Below are 15486 nucleotides of genomic sequence, written 5' to 3'. Positions count from 1 at the left end.
CCGTTGGACGGAAGTGAGAACCGCGTCAGGGAAAACTGAGATTCCTGTGAAAGCCGTGAACCGCGGGGCCGCGGGGGCCGCTCAGCCGCGGCGGCTTCCCCCGGATAGGGTCGGTGACCGTGGCGAACAAGAACATTCCCGACCCCGGCTTCTCCGACGACGACGGCTCCGCCGACCCCCGGCTGAGCGCCGCGCTGGCCGCGTGGGCCGAGGACCGCACCGCCGTCGGACCCGTCCTGGAGGCGCTCAAGGGCGCGCGGCTGCTGGTTCCGGTCGTGGCGGTACTGGGGGAGGTCGAGGAGGACGAGAACGGGCTGCGCCGCGAGAAGACCAGCGACATGGCCGTGCCGACCCTGAAGGCCGGTTCCCGCACCGCCCTGCCCGCGTTCACCTCCACCGACTCGCTGGCCCGCTGGGACGCGGGGGCCCGGCCCGTCGCCGTGCCCCTGCACCAGGCACTCCAGGCCGCCGCGCACGAGAAGGCGGACACGATCGTGCTGGACATGTCCGGTCCGGTGCCGTTCGAGCTGACGGGCCCCGCGCTGCTCGCGCTGGCGGAGGGCCGTACGACGACCGACCCGCTGGCCGACCCGGCCGTCGTCGAGGCCGTACGGGCCGCCGTGGCCGCCGAGCCCGCCGTGCTCCGCGCCCACCTCGGCCCCGGCCGGGCGGACGGCACGCTCGCGCTGGTGCTCGACCCGGCCGCCGCCCCCGACGAGGCCGCGGGCGCGGTGGCGCGGCGCCTGGCCGCCGACGACACACTCAGGGCCCGCCTGGTGCGCGGTCTCGACCTGGCGCTGCTGCCGGCCGGGACGACGCCTCCGGGCGAGCCCTTGTACGTACGAGAGGGGCAGTAAATTTACTGGCCCTCGGCTAGCCGTAGACGGGCCCGGTGTACTTCTCGCCCGGCCCCTGGCCCGGCTCGTCGGGGACGATCGACGCCTCGCGGAACGCCAGCTGGAGCGACTTCAGGCCGTCGCGCAGCGGCGCGGCGTGGAAGGAGCTGATCTCGGTGGTACTCGCGTCCAGCAGACCGGCGAGGGCGGTCACCAGCTTGCGGGCCTCGTCCAGGTCCTTGTGCTTGTCGCCCTCCTCGGTCAGGCCCAGCTTCACTGCGGCGGCGCTCATCAGGTTGACGGCGACCGTCACGATCACCTCGACCGCCGGGACCTCGGCGATGTCGCGGGTCATCTCGTCGAAGTCGGGCTGCTCGGCGGGGCCGGAGGGGGAGGTCTCACTCATGCCCACACGATAAGCGGTCGCGTGCGGCGCCTTCCCGATTAGCCCTTCCTCGCCCTTGCTGCTAACCTTGTGTAACGACCGGCTGGACACTTGCGTGTCCGGCCCACAAGTGGAGGCTCCGATCTCCCACCCGACCGTCCCCCGGACGGCGGGTCACCCCGGTCAGGCGGCCACCATCGTTCCGTACGGACGATGGAGTCGCCCGAAAGTGCGCCCCGCGTTCACCGCGGCGGTGCTCCGGTAGTCATTGGAGCCCCGCCTGTGATCGGCCGGGGCATTTTTTGTGCTTCGGCGCGGTTAGGTCTTAACGCTAAAGACGTTACGCGGCTGTCCGCCAGACCGTCGCGTGGTGCTACCGAGGAGGATCCATCAGCGCCGAGCCCCGCATCAACGACCGGATTCGCGTTCCCGAGGTGCGACTTGTCGGTCCCAGTGGCGAGCAGGTGGGCATCGTCCCCCTGGCCAAGGCACTGGAGCTTGCGCAGGAGTACGACCTGGACCTGGTCGAGGTCGCGGCGAACGCCCGTCCGCCCGTGTGCAAGCTCATGGACTACGGGAAGTTCAAGTACGAGTCGGCCATGAAGGCCCGTGAGGCGCGCAAGAACCAGGCGCACACGGTCATCAAGGAGATGAAGCTCCGGCCGAAGATCGACCCGCACGACTATGACACCAAGAAGGGTCACGTCGTCCGGTTCCTCAAGCAGGGCGACAAGGTCAAGATCACGATCATGTTCCGCGGCCGCGAGCAGTCCCGCCCCGAGCTGGGCTACCGACTGCTCCAGCGTCTCGCGGAGGACGTCCAGGACCTCGGTTTCGTCGAGTCGAACCCGAAGCAGGACGGCCGAAACATGATCATGGTTCTCGGTCCGCACAAGAAGAAGACCGAGGCGATGGCCGAGGCCAGGCAGGCGCAGGAAGCCCGCAAGGCGGAAGCGAAGGCCAACCCCGGTCGGTCGCAGAACCCTGCCGAGGCCGAGGCAGAGGCCGAGGTCGAGGCGCCGTCCGAGGCGCCTGCCGAGGCGTGATCCCGGGGGACGCGAGTCCCCAGGATGTAACCGATACAAGAGCGACGCTCCGCCGTGCCCGGTTTTCGCGACCGGGCATCGGAGCGCCACCCGACGAGGAGAGAACGGCGCTATGCCGAAGAACAAGTCGCACAGCGGTGCCAGCAAGCGCTTCAAGGTCACCGGCTCCGGCAAGGTGCTCCGTGAGCGCGCCGGCAAGCGCCACCTGCTCGAGCACAAGTCGTCCCGCGTGACGCGTCGCCTCACCGGCAACGCCGAGATGGCCCCGGGCGACGCCGCGAAGATCAAGAAGCTTCTCGGCAAGTGACGCGGCGGCGCCGACCGAGCGCCGTGCGTCTGGACCGGGACCCAATCGTTTCCGGGTCGTGTGAGTACTCCCACGACCCCGCTACAAGGAGTTAACAAGTGGCACGCGTCAAGCGGGCAGTCAACGCCCACAAGAAGCGCCGGGCGATCCTCGAGCAGGCTTCCGGCTACCGCGGTCAGCGTTCGCGCCTGTACCGCAAGGCCAAGGAGCAGGTCACCCACTCGCTGGTCTACAACTACAACGACCGCAAGAAGCGCAAGGGTGACTTCCGTCAGCTGTGGATCCAGCGCATCAACGCCGCTGCCCGCGCCAACGGCATCACGTACAACCGCTTCATCCAGGGTCTGAAGGCCGCGAACGTCGAGGTCGACCGCAAGATCCTGGCGGAGCTGGCCGTCAACGACGCCAACGCGTTCGCCGCGCTCGTCGAGGTCGCGCAGAAGGCGCTGCCGTCGGACGTCAACGCGCCGAAGGCCGCGTGACGCTGCGCTGGCTTCAGCCGACGTGACCAAAGGACCCGCAGGCTGAGAGCCTGCGGGTCCTCCTGCTGTTGCCAGCGGCACCCGGCCGGCGCCGGTGAGCGTCACCCTGCGGTGACCTCAACCCGCTGCGCGTCGCAACGCCGAGTGCGGCACCGCCGAGAACCACCGTCGTGGCGGAGTGCCGCCGCGGCGGACAGAGGTTGCTGCGACTGACAGGGATCTCGCGGGCCTCCATGCGCCCGGACAACGACATCGGACCCCGAAGGTGAACCCATGCCCCCCGCCACCCCCGAGCTGATCTCACCCCGTTCCGCACGTGTGGCTGCCGCGCGGCGGCTGGGGAAGCGGAACTTCCGGGGGAAGGACCGGCTGTTCCTCGCGGAGGGGCCGCAGGCCGTCAGGGAGGCCGCCGGGCATCACGTGGTCGGCACCCCCACACTGGTCGAGCTGTTCGCCACGGTCGAGGCCGCGGAGCGGTACGCCGACATCGTCGGAGCGGCCCGGGACGTCGGGGCCCGTGTGCACCTCGCCGCCGAGGACGTCATCGCCGACATCTCCACCACCGTCACCCCGCAGGGGCTCGTCGGGGTCTGCCGGTTCCTGGACACGCCCTTCGAGGACGTCCTCGCCGCCGAGCCCAAGCTCGTCGCCGTGCTCGCCCATGTGCGCGACCCGGGGAACGCCGGGACCGTACTCCGGTGCGCCGACGCGGCCGGCGCCGAGGCCGTGATCCTCACCGACGCCTCCGTCGACCTGTACAACCCGAAGGCCGTCCGCGCCTCCGTGGGCTCGCTGTTCCACCTGCCCGTCGCCGTCGGCGTGCCCGTCGAGCAGGCCGTGGCAGGGCTGAAGAGCGCCGGCGTACGCATCCTCGCCGCCGACGGCGCCGGCGACCGCGACCTCGACGACGAGCTCGACAAGGGCACCATGGGCGACCCCACCGCTTGGGTGTTCGGAAACGAGGCCTGGGGGCTCCCGGAGGAGACCCGCGCGCTCGCGGACGCCGTCGTGCGCGTCCCGATCCACGGAAAGGCCGAGAGTCTGAACCTCGCCACGGCCGCCGCCGTATGTCTCTACGCGTCAGCCCGTGCACAGCGCGCCTCCGGAGGGTGCCGCTCCGTCACCCACAGCTAGTAGGGTGACCAGCTCGGGGCCCTGCGCCGTCTGAGAGGTGGGGTACGGGGATGAGTGTCGTCGGCACCAGCAAGGCGCCGGAAGGGCGGGACGTGCGACGCACACCCGCGTCCCGGCACGCCGACCCCGCCGAGCTCGGCATCGACCCGGACGACCTGCCCGACGGTCTCGTCGTCGCCGACGAGGACGGCCGCGTCACCTGCTTCAACGCCGCCGCCGAGCGCATCACCGCGGTCCGTGCCGCCGACGCCCTCGGGCAGCGCCTGGAGAAGGCCCTGCCCTTGGAGGACCTGGAGGGACGGCGCTGGTGGCAGCTCACCGACCCCTACGGCGGGCTCGCCATCCGGGTCCGGCAGCCCGAACGCAACCTGCTGCTCCCCGGCGTCCGGGAGGTCCTCGTCTCGGTCCGCTACGTGCGCGCCGAACCCACCGGACCGGTCCGCCGCGTCGTCGTCACCCTCCGCGACACCGAGGCCCGCCGCCGCACCGAACGCAGCCACGCCGAGCTGATCGCCACCGTCGCCCACGAGCTGCGCTCCCCGCTCACCTCCGTCAAGGGCTTCACCGCCACCCTGCTGGCCAAGTGGGAGAGGTTCACCGACGACCAGAAGCGGCTGATGCTGGAGACCGTCGACGCGGACGCCGACCGTGTCACCCGGCTCATCGCCGAGCTGCTCGACATCTCGCGCATCGACTCGGGGCGCCTGGAGGTCCGCCGCCAGCTCGTGGACATAGGCGCCGCCGTCGGACGGCACATCCAGGCCTACGTCGCCGCCGGACAGCCCGCCGACCGCTTCCTGCTCCGCATCGAGCAGCCGCTGCCCGCCCTGTGGGCCGACCCCGACAAGGTCGACCAGGTGCTCAGCAACCTCATCGAAAATGCCGTGCGGCACGGCGAGGGAACCGTCACCATTGACGTGACGCCCTCGGCATCCCCGCGGGAGGGCGAGGAAACCGGCACGTCGGTCACGGTGAGCGACGAGGGGCCCGGCATCCCGGAGGAGTCCATGAACCGCGTCTTCACCCGCTTCTGGCGGGGCAGCAAGCGCGGCGGCACAGGCCTCGGGCTCTACATCGTCAAGGGCATCGTCGAGGCCCACGGCGGCACCATCACGGTCGGCCGCGCCCCCGGCGGCGGCGCCGAGTTCCGATTTACGTTGCCCGTGGGGGCCCCGGCCTGTCTGGCCTGAGCCGCCCGCGGGCGCATTCGCGTTCCCCGGCCCCGTTAGACTCGGCCATTGGCACCTTTGTGTCCAAAACCAGAGACGGACCGTCCAGGTCCGGGTCCGGGTCGAAGACGGGGCACACCAGCCAGCCAATCGGAAGCACGGGAAGAGATGTCGGCACCGAATAAGTCGTACGACCCTGTAGAGGTCGAGGCGTTGAAACCGGAAGAGATCGAGCGCATGCGGGACGAGGCGCTCGCCGCCTTCGCCGCCGCGGACTCCCTCGACGCGCTCCACGAGGCCAAGGTCGCCCACACCGGCCCCGCCTCCCCGCTGGCCCTCGCCAACCGCGAGATCGGCGCCCTGCCCCCGCACGCCAAGGCCGACGCCGGCAAGCGCGTCGGGATGGCCCGCGGCGCCGTGAACAAGGCGCTCGCCGGCCGCCAGAGCGAGCTGGAGGCCGAGCGCGACGCCCGGGTGCTGGTGGAGGAGGACGTCGACGTCACCCTGCCCTACGACCGCGTCCCGGCCGGCGCACGCCACCCGCTGACCACGCTGTCGGAGCGGATCGAGGACATCTTCGTGGCCATGGGCTACGAGGTCGCCGAGGGCCCGCAGGTCGAGGCCGAGTGGTTCAACTTCGACGCCCTCAACATCGGCCCCGACCACCCGGCGCGCGGCGAGGCCGACACCTTCTTCGTGCAGGGGCCCGACGGCGGCACCGAGTCCGGCGTCGTACTGCGCACCCACACCTCGCCGGTCCAGATCCGCTCCCTGCTGGAGCGCGAACTGCCGGTCTACGTGATCTGCCCGGGCCGCGTGTACCGCACCGACGAGCTGGACGCCACGCACACGCCCGTCTTCCACCAGGTCGAGCTGCTCGCCGTCGACGAGGGCCTGACCATGGCCGACCTCAAGGGCACCCTGGACCACATGGTCCAGTCGCTGTTCGGGGCGGGCATGAAGACCCGGCTGCGGCCGAACTTCTTCCCGTTCACCGAGCCGAGCGCCGAGATGGACATGCTCTGCTACGTCTGCAAGGGCGAGTCCGTCGGCAACCCCGACCGGCCCTGCCGCACCTGCTCCAGCGAGGGCTGGATCGAGCTGGGCGGCTGCGGCATGGTCAACCCGCGGGTGCTCACCGCCTGCGGCGTCGACCCGGAGAAGTACAGCGGCTTCGCCTTCGGGTTCGGCATCGAGCGGATGCTGATGTTCCGCCACAACGTCGAGGACATGCGAGACATGGTCGAGGGTGACGTCCGGTTCACCCGGCCGTTCGGGATGGAGATCTGATGCGGGTCCCGCTTTCTTGGCTGCGGGAGTACGTCGACCTGCCGGCGACGGAAACCGGCCGCGACGTCCAGGAGAAGCTCGTCTCGGCCGGCCTCGAGGTCGAAACCGTCGAGCAGCTCGGCGCCGACCTCAAGGGGCCGCTGGTCGTCGGCCAGGTGCTGACCATCGAGGAGTTGGAGGGCTTCAAGAAGCCGATCCGCTTCTGCACCGTCGACGTCGGCCAGGCCAACGGCACCGGTGAGCCCCAGGAGATCGTCTGCGGCGCCCGCAACTTCGCCGTCGGCGACAAGGTCGTCGTGGTCCTGCCGGGCGCCACCCTGCCCGGCGGCTTCTCCATCGCCGCCCGCAAGACGTACGGCAAGACCTCCCACGGCATGATCTGCTCCGGCGACGAGCTGGGCATGGGCGACGACGGCAGCCACGGCATCATCGTGCTGCCGCCGGAGACCGAGGTCGGCAAGGACGCCATCGAGCTGCTCGAGCTGGTCGACGAGGTCCTCGACATCGCCGTCACCGCCAACCGCGGCGACTGCCTGTCCATCCGCGGTGTCGCCCGCGAGACGGCCATCGCCTACGGCCTGCCGCTGAGCGACCCGGCCCTGATCGACGTACCGGCCCCGAACGCCTTCGGCCACCCGGTCCAGGTCTCCGACCCGATGGGCTGCGACCGCTTCACGGCCCGCACGGTCACCGGCCTGAGCCCCGAAGCGCGCTCCCCGATCTGGCTCCAGCGCCGGCTCCAGAAGGTCGGCATGCGCCCGATCTCGCTGGCCGTCGACGTCACCAACTACGTGATGATGGAGCTGGGCCAGCCCCTGCACGCCTACGACCGGCAGCTGGTCCAGGGCACCATCGGGGTGCGCCGGGCCGAGGAGGGCGAGAAGCTCGTCACCCTCGACGGCGTCGAGCGCAAGCTGCACGCCGAGGACCTGGTCATCACCGACGAGCGCGGTCCCATCGGCCTCGCCGGTGTCATGGGCGGCGCCAACACGGAGATCGCCGACCACGAGGCCACCGAGAACGGTACGAACGCGTCCACCGACGTGGTCATCGAGGCGGCCCACTTCGACGCCGTGTCGATCGCGCGTACGGCCCGCCGCCACAAGCTGCTGTCGGAGGCGTCCCGTCGCTTCGAGCGCGGCGTCGACCCGCAGGCCGCCGCTGCCGCCGCCCAGCGCACCGTGGATCTGCTGGTGCTGCTCGCCGGCGGCACCGCCGAGGCGGGCGTCACCCAGGTCATCGCGCCCTCCGCGCCGCACACCATCACCGTCCCGGCCGACCACCCGGACAAGGTCGCGGGCGTCGTCTACGGCCGCGAGACGGTCGTACGCCGCCTCCAGGACGTCGGCTGCGACGTCTACGGGCAGGACGAGCTGATCGTCACCGTCCCGTCCTGGCGGCCCGACCTCGCCGAGCCCAACGACCTGGCCGAGGAGGTCATCCGTCTGGAGGGCTACGAGAACCTGCCCTCCACGCTGCCCAAGCTCCCCTCGGGCCGCGGCCTGACGCACCGCCAGCGGCTGCACCGCCGGGTCGGCCGGGCGCTGGCCGGCATCGGCTACGTCGAGGCGCCGAACTACCCCTTCGTCGCCGAGCAGATCCTCGACCAGCTGGGCCTGGCGGCCGACGACCCGGCCCGCCGCGTCGTGAAGCTGGTCAACCCGCTCAGCGACGAGGAGCCCGCGCTCCGCACGACGCTGCTGCCGGGCCTGCTGGGCGCCCTGCGGCGCAACGACGGCCGGGGTTCGCACGACCTGGCGCTGTTCGAGACGGGCCTGGTCTTCCACCCGCGTGAGGAGCAGCGCGTCGCCGGGCACCTGCCCGTCGACCGGCGCCCCACCGACGAGGAGCTCGCGCGGCTCGACGCCGCGCTGCCCGCGCAGCCGCGGCACGTGGCCGTCGTCCTCGCCGGGGCCCGCGAGCAGGCCGGCTGGTGGGGCAAGGGCCGCCCCGCCGACTGGGCCGACGCCGTCGAGGCCGCCCGCACCGTCGCCCGCGAGGCCGGTGCCGAACTCAGCGTCCGCAAGGGGCAGTACGGCCCCTGGCACCCGGGCCGCTGCGCCGAGCTCGCGGTCGTGGTGGACGGCACCGAGCGGGTCGTCGGCCACGCCGGTGAGCTGCACCCGCGGGTGCTGAAGGCGCTGGGCCTGCCCGAGCGCAGCTCCGCCATGGAGATCGACCTGGACGCCCTGGAGGCGGTCGGCGACGGCACCCCGCAGGCGCCGCGCATCTCCACCTTCCCGGTCGCCACGCAGGACGTCGCCCTGGTGGTCGACAAGCCCGTCCCGCACGCGGACGTCGAGGCCGCGCTGCGCGAGGGCGCCGGTGAACTCCTGGAGTACATCCGCCTGTTCGACGTCTACGAGAACGCCGAGCAGCTGGGCGAGGGCAAGAAGTCCCTGGCGTACGCGCTGCGGTTCCGTGCGGGTGACCGGACGCTGACCGTGGACGAGGCCTCCGCCGCCCGCGACGCGGCGGTCGCTCTCGCCGGCGAGCGCACCGGGGCGGTGCTGCGGAGCTAGCCGTGCAGCGCCCCCCACGGGGCGCTTCACCTGCATAAATGCAGGAGTCCGCCGAGTGCTCACTCATTCGGGTGAGAACTCCGGGCGATCCGGCCCTCCAGGGCCACGGCGTCGACAGAATCGGACCGGCCTCTCGGGGCCGGTCCGATCTGCTCCGTCAGGGCCTGCATGGGGGGCCATCGGCATGATCCGTATCAAGGCACGCGCACCCACCCACCAGGGGCACGTACACCGGCCCGACCGTCGGCCGCTGCGCCGCGCGCTGATGCTGCCCACGATCTGGGGCGCCCTTGCGGTCGGCTACAAACTGACCTGCCCGCTCGCCCAGCAGGACAGGCTCGGTGCCCGGATCGCCACCAGCGCCGTGTTCTTCGCGGTCGGCACCGGCCTGATCCTCCACGTCCGCCGGACGCTGCTGCGCGAGCTCAGTCAGGCCCGCCGGGTCGCGGGTGCCGCGCAGAGCGTGCTGCTGCGGCCACCGCCGCCGCGCGTGGACGGCCTGAGCGTCGCCGCCGCGCAGCTCTCCGCCGACCGCGGGGCGGCCATCGGCGGCGACCTCTACGAGGCGGTGGCCACCGAGCACGGCGTACGCGTGGTCATGGGCGACGTGCGCGGCCACGGCCTGTCCGCCATCGGCACCGTCGCCGCCCTCCTGGGCAGCTTCCGCGAGGCCGTCCACGACGAGCCCGCCCTCGACCAGGTCCTGCGGCGCCTGGACCGCGCCCTGGCCCGTCACCTCCGCGAGCGGGCCCGGACCGAACACCCCTCCAGCGGGCTGGATCCGGACACACCCGTCGCCGAGGAGTTCGTCACCGTACTGCTCCTGGAAATCACCCACGACGGCGAGATCCACGCCCTGAACTGCGGCCATCCGTGGCCGTACCTGCTCAGCGGGGCCCGGATCGAGCCCCTCGTGCGAGCGGACCCCCTCCCGCCGCTCGGCCCCTTCCCGCTCCCGTCCGACCTGCCCGCGCTGCACTGCGGCCGTCTGCTTCCCAGCGAGACCCTGGTCCTCTTCACCGACGGCGCGGAGGACGCACGCGACGCGGGGGGCCGGTTCTTCTCCCTGCCGACGGTGCTGGCGGAGGCCGCGGGAGGTCACTGCGTGACACCGCAGACGATCCTGCGCAAGGTCTTCACAGCCCTGCTCCGCCACACGAACGGCACGCCGACGGACGACGTCGCCCTGCTCGTACTGCGCAACGACCGCCCACCCCGTCCCTGGGCCGCGGGTGCCGACGCCGACGGCCAGGCCACCGCTTGTCGAGGGGGAGCCGGCGGCCCGGCCGGCCTCTTGCGAGGCAGTTAAGTCAACCGGCCGGACACACTGAGCGACACCGTGCACACAGCCCGGATTCGCGCACTCCGTTCACACCCCGTGTGAAGACGGACCCACTACCCTGACGAAGGTGGCGCTCACCGAGCCATCCGGGGGGCCTTGATGCAGCCCAACACTCTGCTCGACGCGATCCTCGACGAGGCCGGGATCTCGCACGCCGGTCTCGCCGCCCACGTCAACCAGGCGGGCCGGGCGCGTGGTCTCGCGCTCCGGTACGAACACACCGCCGTCGCACGGTGGTTGAAGGGCCAGCGGCCACGCGGCCAAGTGCCCGACCTGATCTGCGAGGTGCTCGCCGTCCGGCTGCAACGGCCCGTCACCCTCGACGACATCGGCCTCGGCGTGCCGGGCGAACCGAGCGTCCCGCACGGCACCTCGCTCTCCGGCTTCGTCGAACGCGCCACCGCCCTGTGGCGCTCCGACGAACAGCAGCGCCCGCACATCCTCGGCGCTCCCGCGGTCACCGGCACGCCCGCCGTGATGCCGGTGTGGGAGTGGGAGAACCCGCCGGAGGACGTGGACGTCTCCCGCGGCGGTCGGCACCGGGTCACCCCGGCCGACCTCGAGATGCTGCGCGCCGCCCGCGCCCACTACGAGCAGATGTACCGCAAGGCCGGCGGCATAGCGACCCGCACCCGCATCGTAGGCTTCCTGAACGCCGAGGCGGCCCCGCTGCTGCGCGGCAGCTACACCGACGCCACCGGCCGCCAACTGCACCGGGCCACCGGCGGGTTGGTGGCCATCGCCGGCATCTGCGCGTACGACTCCGACGCGCACGGGCTCGCCCAGCGCTACTTCCACCAGGCGCTGAGGCTGGCGAAGGCCAGCGGGGACCGGGGACTCGGCGCGTACGTGATCGCGCTGCTGGTCAACCAGGCGCTGTTCATGCGGGAGTACCGGCAGGCCGTCGCCTTCGCGGAGGCCGCGCTGCGCGCCGCCGGCCGGCACATCACCCCCGCCCTCGCCTCGGACCTGTACGCGATGCAGGCGAAGGCGTACGCCCACCTCGGCGACGGCACGAGCGCCCTGTCCTGCATCCGGCGGGCGGAGACGGCCGCCGAACGCATCCGGCGGGGGTACGAGCCCGATGAGACGGGCTATGTCCAGCCGGGCCTGGTCAACGTGCAGGTGGCCGAGGCGCTGCTCAGCCTGGGGGAGCTCGCCGCCGCCCGGGAGCACGCGGCGGCGGCCGTGGACAACCCGGCCCACGACCGGGGCCGGGTGCACCGGCTCGCCATGCTCAGCACCATCGAGGTCCGCCAGGGCAACGCGGACAAGGCGGTGGCCACGGCCGTGCAGATGGCCGAGCAGGCCCGGGGCATGGAGTCCCAGCGGCTGCGGGACAGACTGCGCGCGGTACGCGAACACCTCGTGCGCAGTGGCTGCGCGGGCACCGCCGAGGCCGCCGAACTCATCGACGGGGCACTGCGCGTACCGCTGTAGGTTCAGGAGACACGCTGCTGCGATATTGCCACTTACTCGGCGGAAGGTGGCAGAACCGTGCAGTGGACGAAACAGAACGAACAAACTGTGTACGCAAACCGCTGGTTCAGCGTCAATCTCGCAGATGTCGAGCTGCCGGACGGCCGGCACCTCGACCACTTCCTCATACGGCTGCGGCCCGTGGCCGTGGCCACGGTGGTCAACGAGGCCAACGAGGTGCTCCTGCTGTGGCGCCACCGCTTCATCACGGACAGCTGGGGGTGGGAATTGGCCGCGGGGGTGGTCGAGGACGGCGAGGACATCGCGTGCGCGGCCGCCAGGGAACTCGAGGAGGAGACCGGCTGGCGGCCGGGACCCCTGCACCACCTCATGAGCGTGGAGCCGTCCAACGGCCTCACGGACGCCCGGCACCACATCTACTGGGCCGACGAGGGCGAGTACGTCGGACATCCCGTGGACGACTTCGAGTCGGACCGCAGGGAGTGGGTCCCCCTCAAGCTCGTTCCCGACATGGTCGCCCGAGGGGAGGTCCCGGCCGCCAACATGGCGGCCGCGTTACTGCTGCTGCATCACCTCAGGCTCGCCGATGATTAGTGGGCCAGCGTCTGCCAGATCGTCACGACCAGGGCCCCCAGGGCCGTGAGCGCGGCGATCGAGGGCAGGGGCCAGCGTGCGTGTTCCAGCGAGATCATGCGGGTGTTCAGCTCGTCGAGTTCCTTGGCGGTCTCCTCGGTGCGGTGACTGAGCAGGGCAAGCCCGCCCTCCACACGGGCGTAGGCGACGTCCAGGCGGCGACGTAACTCTGCGAGTTCTCCATGGACCACGGGATGCTCCGGATCGGCGGTCACGGATCCACTCCTTTCCGTAGTCGAACGTGGTGTTTCCGCATCCCTTGCATGCGCATGATGAGTGAACTCGCCTGGTGGGCGCGTGGGGAGCGTGTGCGACGGGCATATGCGTGCCCGGCGCGCACACGGGGAGTGAAACGGATGGGCCCGGCACCGAACCAGGTGCCGGGCCCACAGGGCGTCGCTCGGGGTAATCAGCCGTACGTGTAGAAGCCTGACCCCGTCTTCCGGCCCAGCCGGCCCGCCTCGACCATGCGCTGGAGCAGCGGGGGAGCGGCGTACAGCGGCTCCTTGTACTCCTGGTACATCGAATGGGCGATGGAGACGATGGTGTCCAGGCCGATCAGGTCGGACAGCTTCAGCGGACCCATCGGGTGCGCGCAGCCCATCTCCATGCCGTTGTCGATGTCCTCGCGGCTCGCGATGCCCGACTCGAACATGCGGATCGCGGACAGCAGATAGGGCACCAGCAGCGCGTTGACGACGAACCCGGAGCGGTCCTGGGCGCGGATGGAGTGCTTGCCGAGCACCTTCTCGGCGAAGAGCTGGGCCCGGCCGAGCGTCCCCTCGGAGGTGGTCAGCGCCGGGATCACCTCGACGAGCTGCTGCACCGGGGCCGGGTTGAAGAAGTGGATACCGATGACGTGGTCCGGGCGCGAGGTGGCGACCGCGAGCTTCACCAGCGGGATGGAGGAGGTGTTGGAGGCGAGGATCGCGTCCGGCCGGGTCACCACCTGGTCGAGCACCTGGAAGATCTCGGTCTTCACCTGCTCGTTCTCGACGACGGCCTCGATCACCAGGTCCCGGTCGGCGAACTCGCCGAGATCGGTGGTGAAGCTCAGCCGCGCCTGCGTGGCGTCCCGCTCCTCCTCGCTGATCTTGCCGCGCTCGGCGGCCTTGGCCAGCGAGTTGAACAGCCGGGTGCGGCCGATCTCCAGGGCCTCGCCGGTGGTCTCGGCGACCTTCACGTCCAGTCCGGCGCGGGCGCACACCTCGGCGATGCCCGCTCCCATCTGGCCGCAGCCCACCACCCCGACCCGCGCAATGTCTCCGGCGATGTCCGTCACGTCGTCCCCTTCGCTGCTCAACGGCTGAGGCAGGTGCTCCGGGTTCCGCTCCTGCTCCGATCGTGCACGTTACTCCCAAGTATCGATGATCGATCGTGCGGGTGGGGGCATCCTTGGCCCCGAGACGATCCGTGACGGAGCGGATCCGCAGCGTATGGGGGTACCTCCATGGGGTCCATGAGGCAGGTGTCACGGCGCGCGTTCGCGCTGGCGGCGCTGTCCACGCTGACGATGGCGCAGGGCGCGTCGGCGGCACCGCGCCGCCGTCACGCGGCCGGCGAGATGCGCGGCGTGTGGCTGGCGACGGTCAGCAACCGCGACTGGCCCTCGCGCCCGGGCCTCACGGCGGCCGAACAGCGCGCGGAACTGCTCGCCCACCTCGACCGGGCCGTCCGCGACCGCCTCAACACCGTGGTCCTCCAGGTGCGGCCCACCGCGGACGCCCTGTGGCCCTCGCCCTACGAGCCCTGGTCGCAGTACCTGACCGGCACCCAGGGCAAGGCACCCGGCTGGGACCCGCTGGGCACCGCCGTCGCCGAGGCGCACGCGCGGGGGCTGGAACTGCACGCCTGGTTCAACCCGTACCGGATCGCCAACCACACCGACCCGACGAAGCTCGCCGCCTCGCACCCCGCCCGCCGGCACCCGGACTGGGTCGTGCCGTACGGCGGCAAGCTCTACTACAACCCGGGCCTGCCCCGGGTGCGCGCCTTCGTCGAGGACGCCATGCTCGACGCGGTCGCGAAGTACCCGGTCGACGCCGTCCACTTCGACGACTACTTCTACCCCTATCCGGTGGCCGGGCAGACCTTCGACGACGACGCCGCGTACGACGCGTACGGCGGGGACTTCGACAACCGGGCCGCCTGGCGCCGCGACAACATCGACCGGCTGGTGCGGGAGACCGCGGCCCGGATCAAGAAGGTACGGCCCGGCACCCGGTTCGGGATCAGCCCGTTCGGGGTGTGGCGCAACGCCACGACCGACGAGCGGGGCTCGGACACCCGGGCGGGCGTGCAGACCTACGACGACCTGCACGCGGACACCCGCAAGTGGGTCCGCGAGCACTGGATCGACTACATCGTGCCGCAGCTGTACTGGAACATCGGCTTCGCCGCCGCCGACTACGCCAAGCTCGTCGCCTGGTGGGCGGACGTCGCCAAGGGCACGAAGACACACCTCTACATCGGCGAGGCGCTGTACAAGGCGGGGGCCGCCGGGCAGCCCTCGGCCTGGCAGGACCCGGTCGAGCTGTCCCGGCACCTGACCCTCGCCGCCGGGTACGCGCGGGTGCGCGGCCACGTCTTCTTCGCCGCGCAGGACGTCGCGAACGACCCGATCGGGGCGATGGCGCGGGTGGTCGCCGACCACTACGGACAGCCGGCGAAGCCACCGCGCTGAATCCCTACTGCTGTGTCTGGCGTTCCTGTTCCCGGTGCCGGACCTGGCAGTCCGGGCCGGGGGACATCACGGCCTCGTGACCGTCCGGGAAGCGGACGCGGTACGGCGGGGTGCCCTCCGTACCCATCACCTCGACGACTTCCGAAACCTGGTCGTGCTGGCCAACCACCCTGCCGTGCTGGACAAGCTGGTCGCCCACGGATGCGCGCATCTGCGG

The 15486-nt window shown here is 71.4% G+C and carries 16 protein-coding genes; 12 read left to right on the top strand and 4 right to left on the bottom strand.

Annotated features, from left to right (window positions below; translation table 11 throughout):
- The first annotated feature begins 119 nt into the window (after positions 1 to 119).
- A complete protein-coding gene (locus ACFY01_RS19315; protein WP_390736912.1) occupies positions 120 to 857 on the top strand; it encodes an SseB family protein in 738 nt (245 codons plus the stop codon).
- A gap of 16 nt (positions 858 to 873) precedes the next feature.
- Here the strand turns inward: ACFY01_RS19315 and ACFY01_RS19310 are convergent, their stop codons facing one another.
- Positions 874 to 1242 (bottom strand): DUF1844 domain-containing protein, encoded by a 369-nt coding sequence (locus ACFY01_RS19310; protein WP_132853700.1) that lies wholly within the window; start codon positions 1240 to 1242, stop codon positions 874 to 876.
- 368 nt (positions 1243 to 1610) lie between these two features.
- On the opposite strand from ACFY01_RS19310, the gene infC reads away from it, so the two are divergent.
- The 10 genes from infC to ACFY01_RS19260 all read left to right on the top strand — a co-directional run bounded on the left by infC (position 1611) and on the right by ACFY01_RS19260 (position 12547).
- On the top strand, positions 1611 to 2267 hold the full coding sequence (gene infC / locus ACFY01_RS19305; RefSeq protein ID WP_390737104.1) for a translation initiation factor IF-3: 657 nt from the start codon (positions 1611 to 1613) through the stop codon (positions 2265 to 2267).
- 112 nt (positions 2268 to 2379) lie between these two features.
- Positions 2380 to 2574 carry a 50S ribosomal protein L35 gene (rpmI, locus tag ACFY01_RS19300; protein ID WP_004933563.1) on the top strand — a complete coding sequence of 65 codons (195 nt, stop codon included), beginning with the start codon at positions 2380 to 2382 and terminating at the stop codon, positions 2572 to 2574.
- 98 nt (positions 2575 to 2672) lie between these two features.
- Positions 2673 to 3056, top strand: a complete 384-nt coding sequence (gene rplT / locus ACFY01_RS19295; RefSeq protein WP_006141703.1) for a 50S ribosomal protein L20 — start codon at positions 2673 to 2675, stop codon at positions 3054 to 3056.
- A 273-nt stretch (positions 3057 to 3329) separates the two neighbouring features.
- Positions 3330 to 4190 carry a TrmH family RNA methyltransferase gene (locus ACFY01_RS19290; RefSeq protein WP_390736911.1) on the top strand — a complete coding sequence of 287 codons (861 nt, stop codon included), beginning with the start codon at positions 3330 to 3332 and terminating at the stop codon, positions 4188 to 4190.
- A 50-nt stretch (positions 4191 to 4240) separates the two neighbouring features.
- The gene (locus ACFY01_RS19285; protein ID WP_390736910.1) at positions 4241 to 5380 is read left to right on the top strand and encodes an ATP-binding protein; all 1140 of its coding nucleotides are present in this window, start codon (positions 4241 to 4243) and stop codon (positions 5378 to 5380) included.
- 147 nt (positions 5381 to 5527) lie between these two features.
- On the top strand, positions 5528 to 6649 hold the full coding sequence (pheS, locus tag ACFY01_RS19280) for a phenylalanine--tRNA ligase subunit alpha (RefSeq protein ID WP_390736909.1): 1122 nt from the start codon (positions 5528 to 5530) through the stop codon (positions 6647 to 6649).
- Entirely contained in the window at positions 6649 to 9171 is a 2523-nt protein-coding gene (gene pheT, locus ACFY01_RS19275) for a phenylalanine--tRNA ligase subunit beta (RefSeq protein ID WP_390736908.1), read from the top strand. The genes pheS and pheT overlap by 1 nt, the downstream gene beginning before the upstream one ends.
- A 184-nt stretch (positions 9172 to 9355) precedes the next feature.
- Entirely contained in the window at positions 9356 to 10480 is a 1125-nt protein-coding gene (locus ACFY01_RS19270; protein WP_390736907.1) for a PP2C family protein-serine/threonine phosphatase, read from the top strand.
- Between the two features lie 132 nt (positions 10481 to 10612).
- Positions 10613 to 11953, top strand: coding sequence for a transcriptional regulator (locus ACFY01_RS19265; RefSeq protein WP_390736906.1), 1341 nt, complete (start codon positions 10613 to 10615; stop codon positions 11951 to 11953).
- Positions 11954 to 12010: 57 nt separating this feature from the next.
- Complete coding sequence (locus tag ACFY01_RS19260; RefSeq protein ID WP_132853692.1) at positions 12011 to 12547, top strand: NUDIX hydrolase; 537 nt, start codon at positions 12011 to 12013, stop codon at positions 12545 to 12547.
- Here ACFY01_RS19260 and ACFY01_RS19255 read toward each other — a convergent pair.
- Together ACFY01_RS19255 and ACFY01_RS19250 are read right to left on the bottom strand one after the other, a co-directional pair.
- The gene (locus ACFY01_RS19255) at positions 12544 to 12801 is read right to left on the bottom strand and encodes a hypothetical protein (RefSeq protein ID WP_390736905.1); all 258 of its coding nucleotides are present in this window, start codon (positions 12799 to 12801) and stop codon (positions 12544 to 12546) included. The two genes, ACFY01_RS19260 and ACFY01_RS19255, sit on opposite strands and share 4 nt — an antisense overlap.
- Positions 12802 to 12995: 194 nt before the next feature.
- Positions 12996 to 13868 (bottom strand): 3-hydroxybutyryl-CoA dehydrogenase, encoded by an 873-nt coding sequence (locus ACFY01_RS19250; RefSeq protein WP_390736904.1) that lies wholly within the window; start codon positions 13866 to 13868, stop codon positions 12996 to 12998.
- Positions 13869 to 14045: 177 nt separating this feature from the next.
- On the opposite strand from ACFY01_RS19250, the gene ACFY01_RS19245 reads away from it, so the two are divergent.
- Complete coding sequence (locus ACFY01_RS19245; protein ID WP_390736903.1) at positions 14046 to 15269, top strand: glycoside hydrolase family 10 protein; 1224 nt, start codon at positions 14046 to 14048, stop codon at positions 15267 to 15269.
- 4 nt (positions 15270 to 15273) lie between these two features.
- Here ACFY01_RS19245 and ACFY01_RS19240 read toward each other — a convergent pair whose 3' ends face one another.
- Entirely contained in the window at positions 15274 to 15480 is a 207-nt protein-coding gene (locus ACFY01_RS19240; protein WP_390736902.1) for a DUF1918 domain-containing protein, read from the bottom strand.
- Positions 15481 to 15486 lie beyond the last annotated feature (6 nt).

Origin of the sequence: Streptomyces sp. NPDC001480, assembly GCF_042894725.1 — a bacterium.
GTDB lineage: Bacteria > Actinomycetota > Actinomycetes > Streptomycetales > Streptomycetaceae > Streptomyces.
The sequence above is the reverse complement of the archived record's forward strand: the minus strand, read 5'-3'. Positions and strand labels throughout refer to the sequence as shown.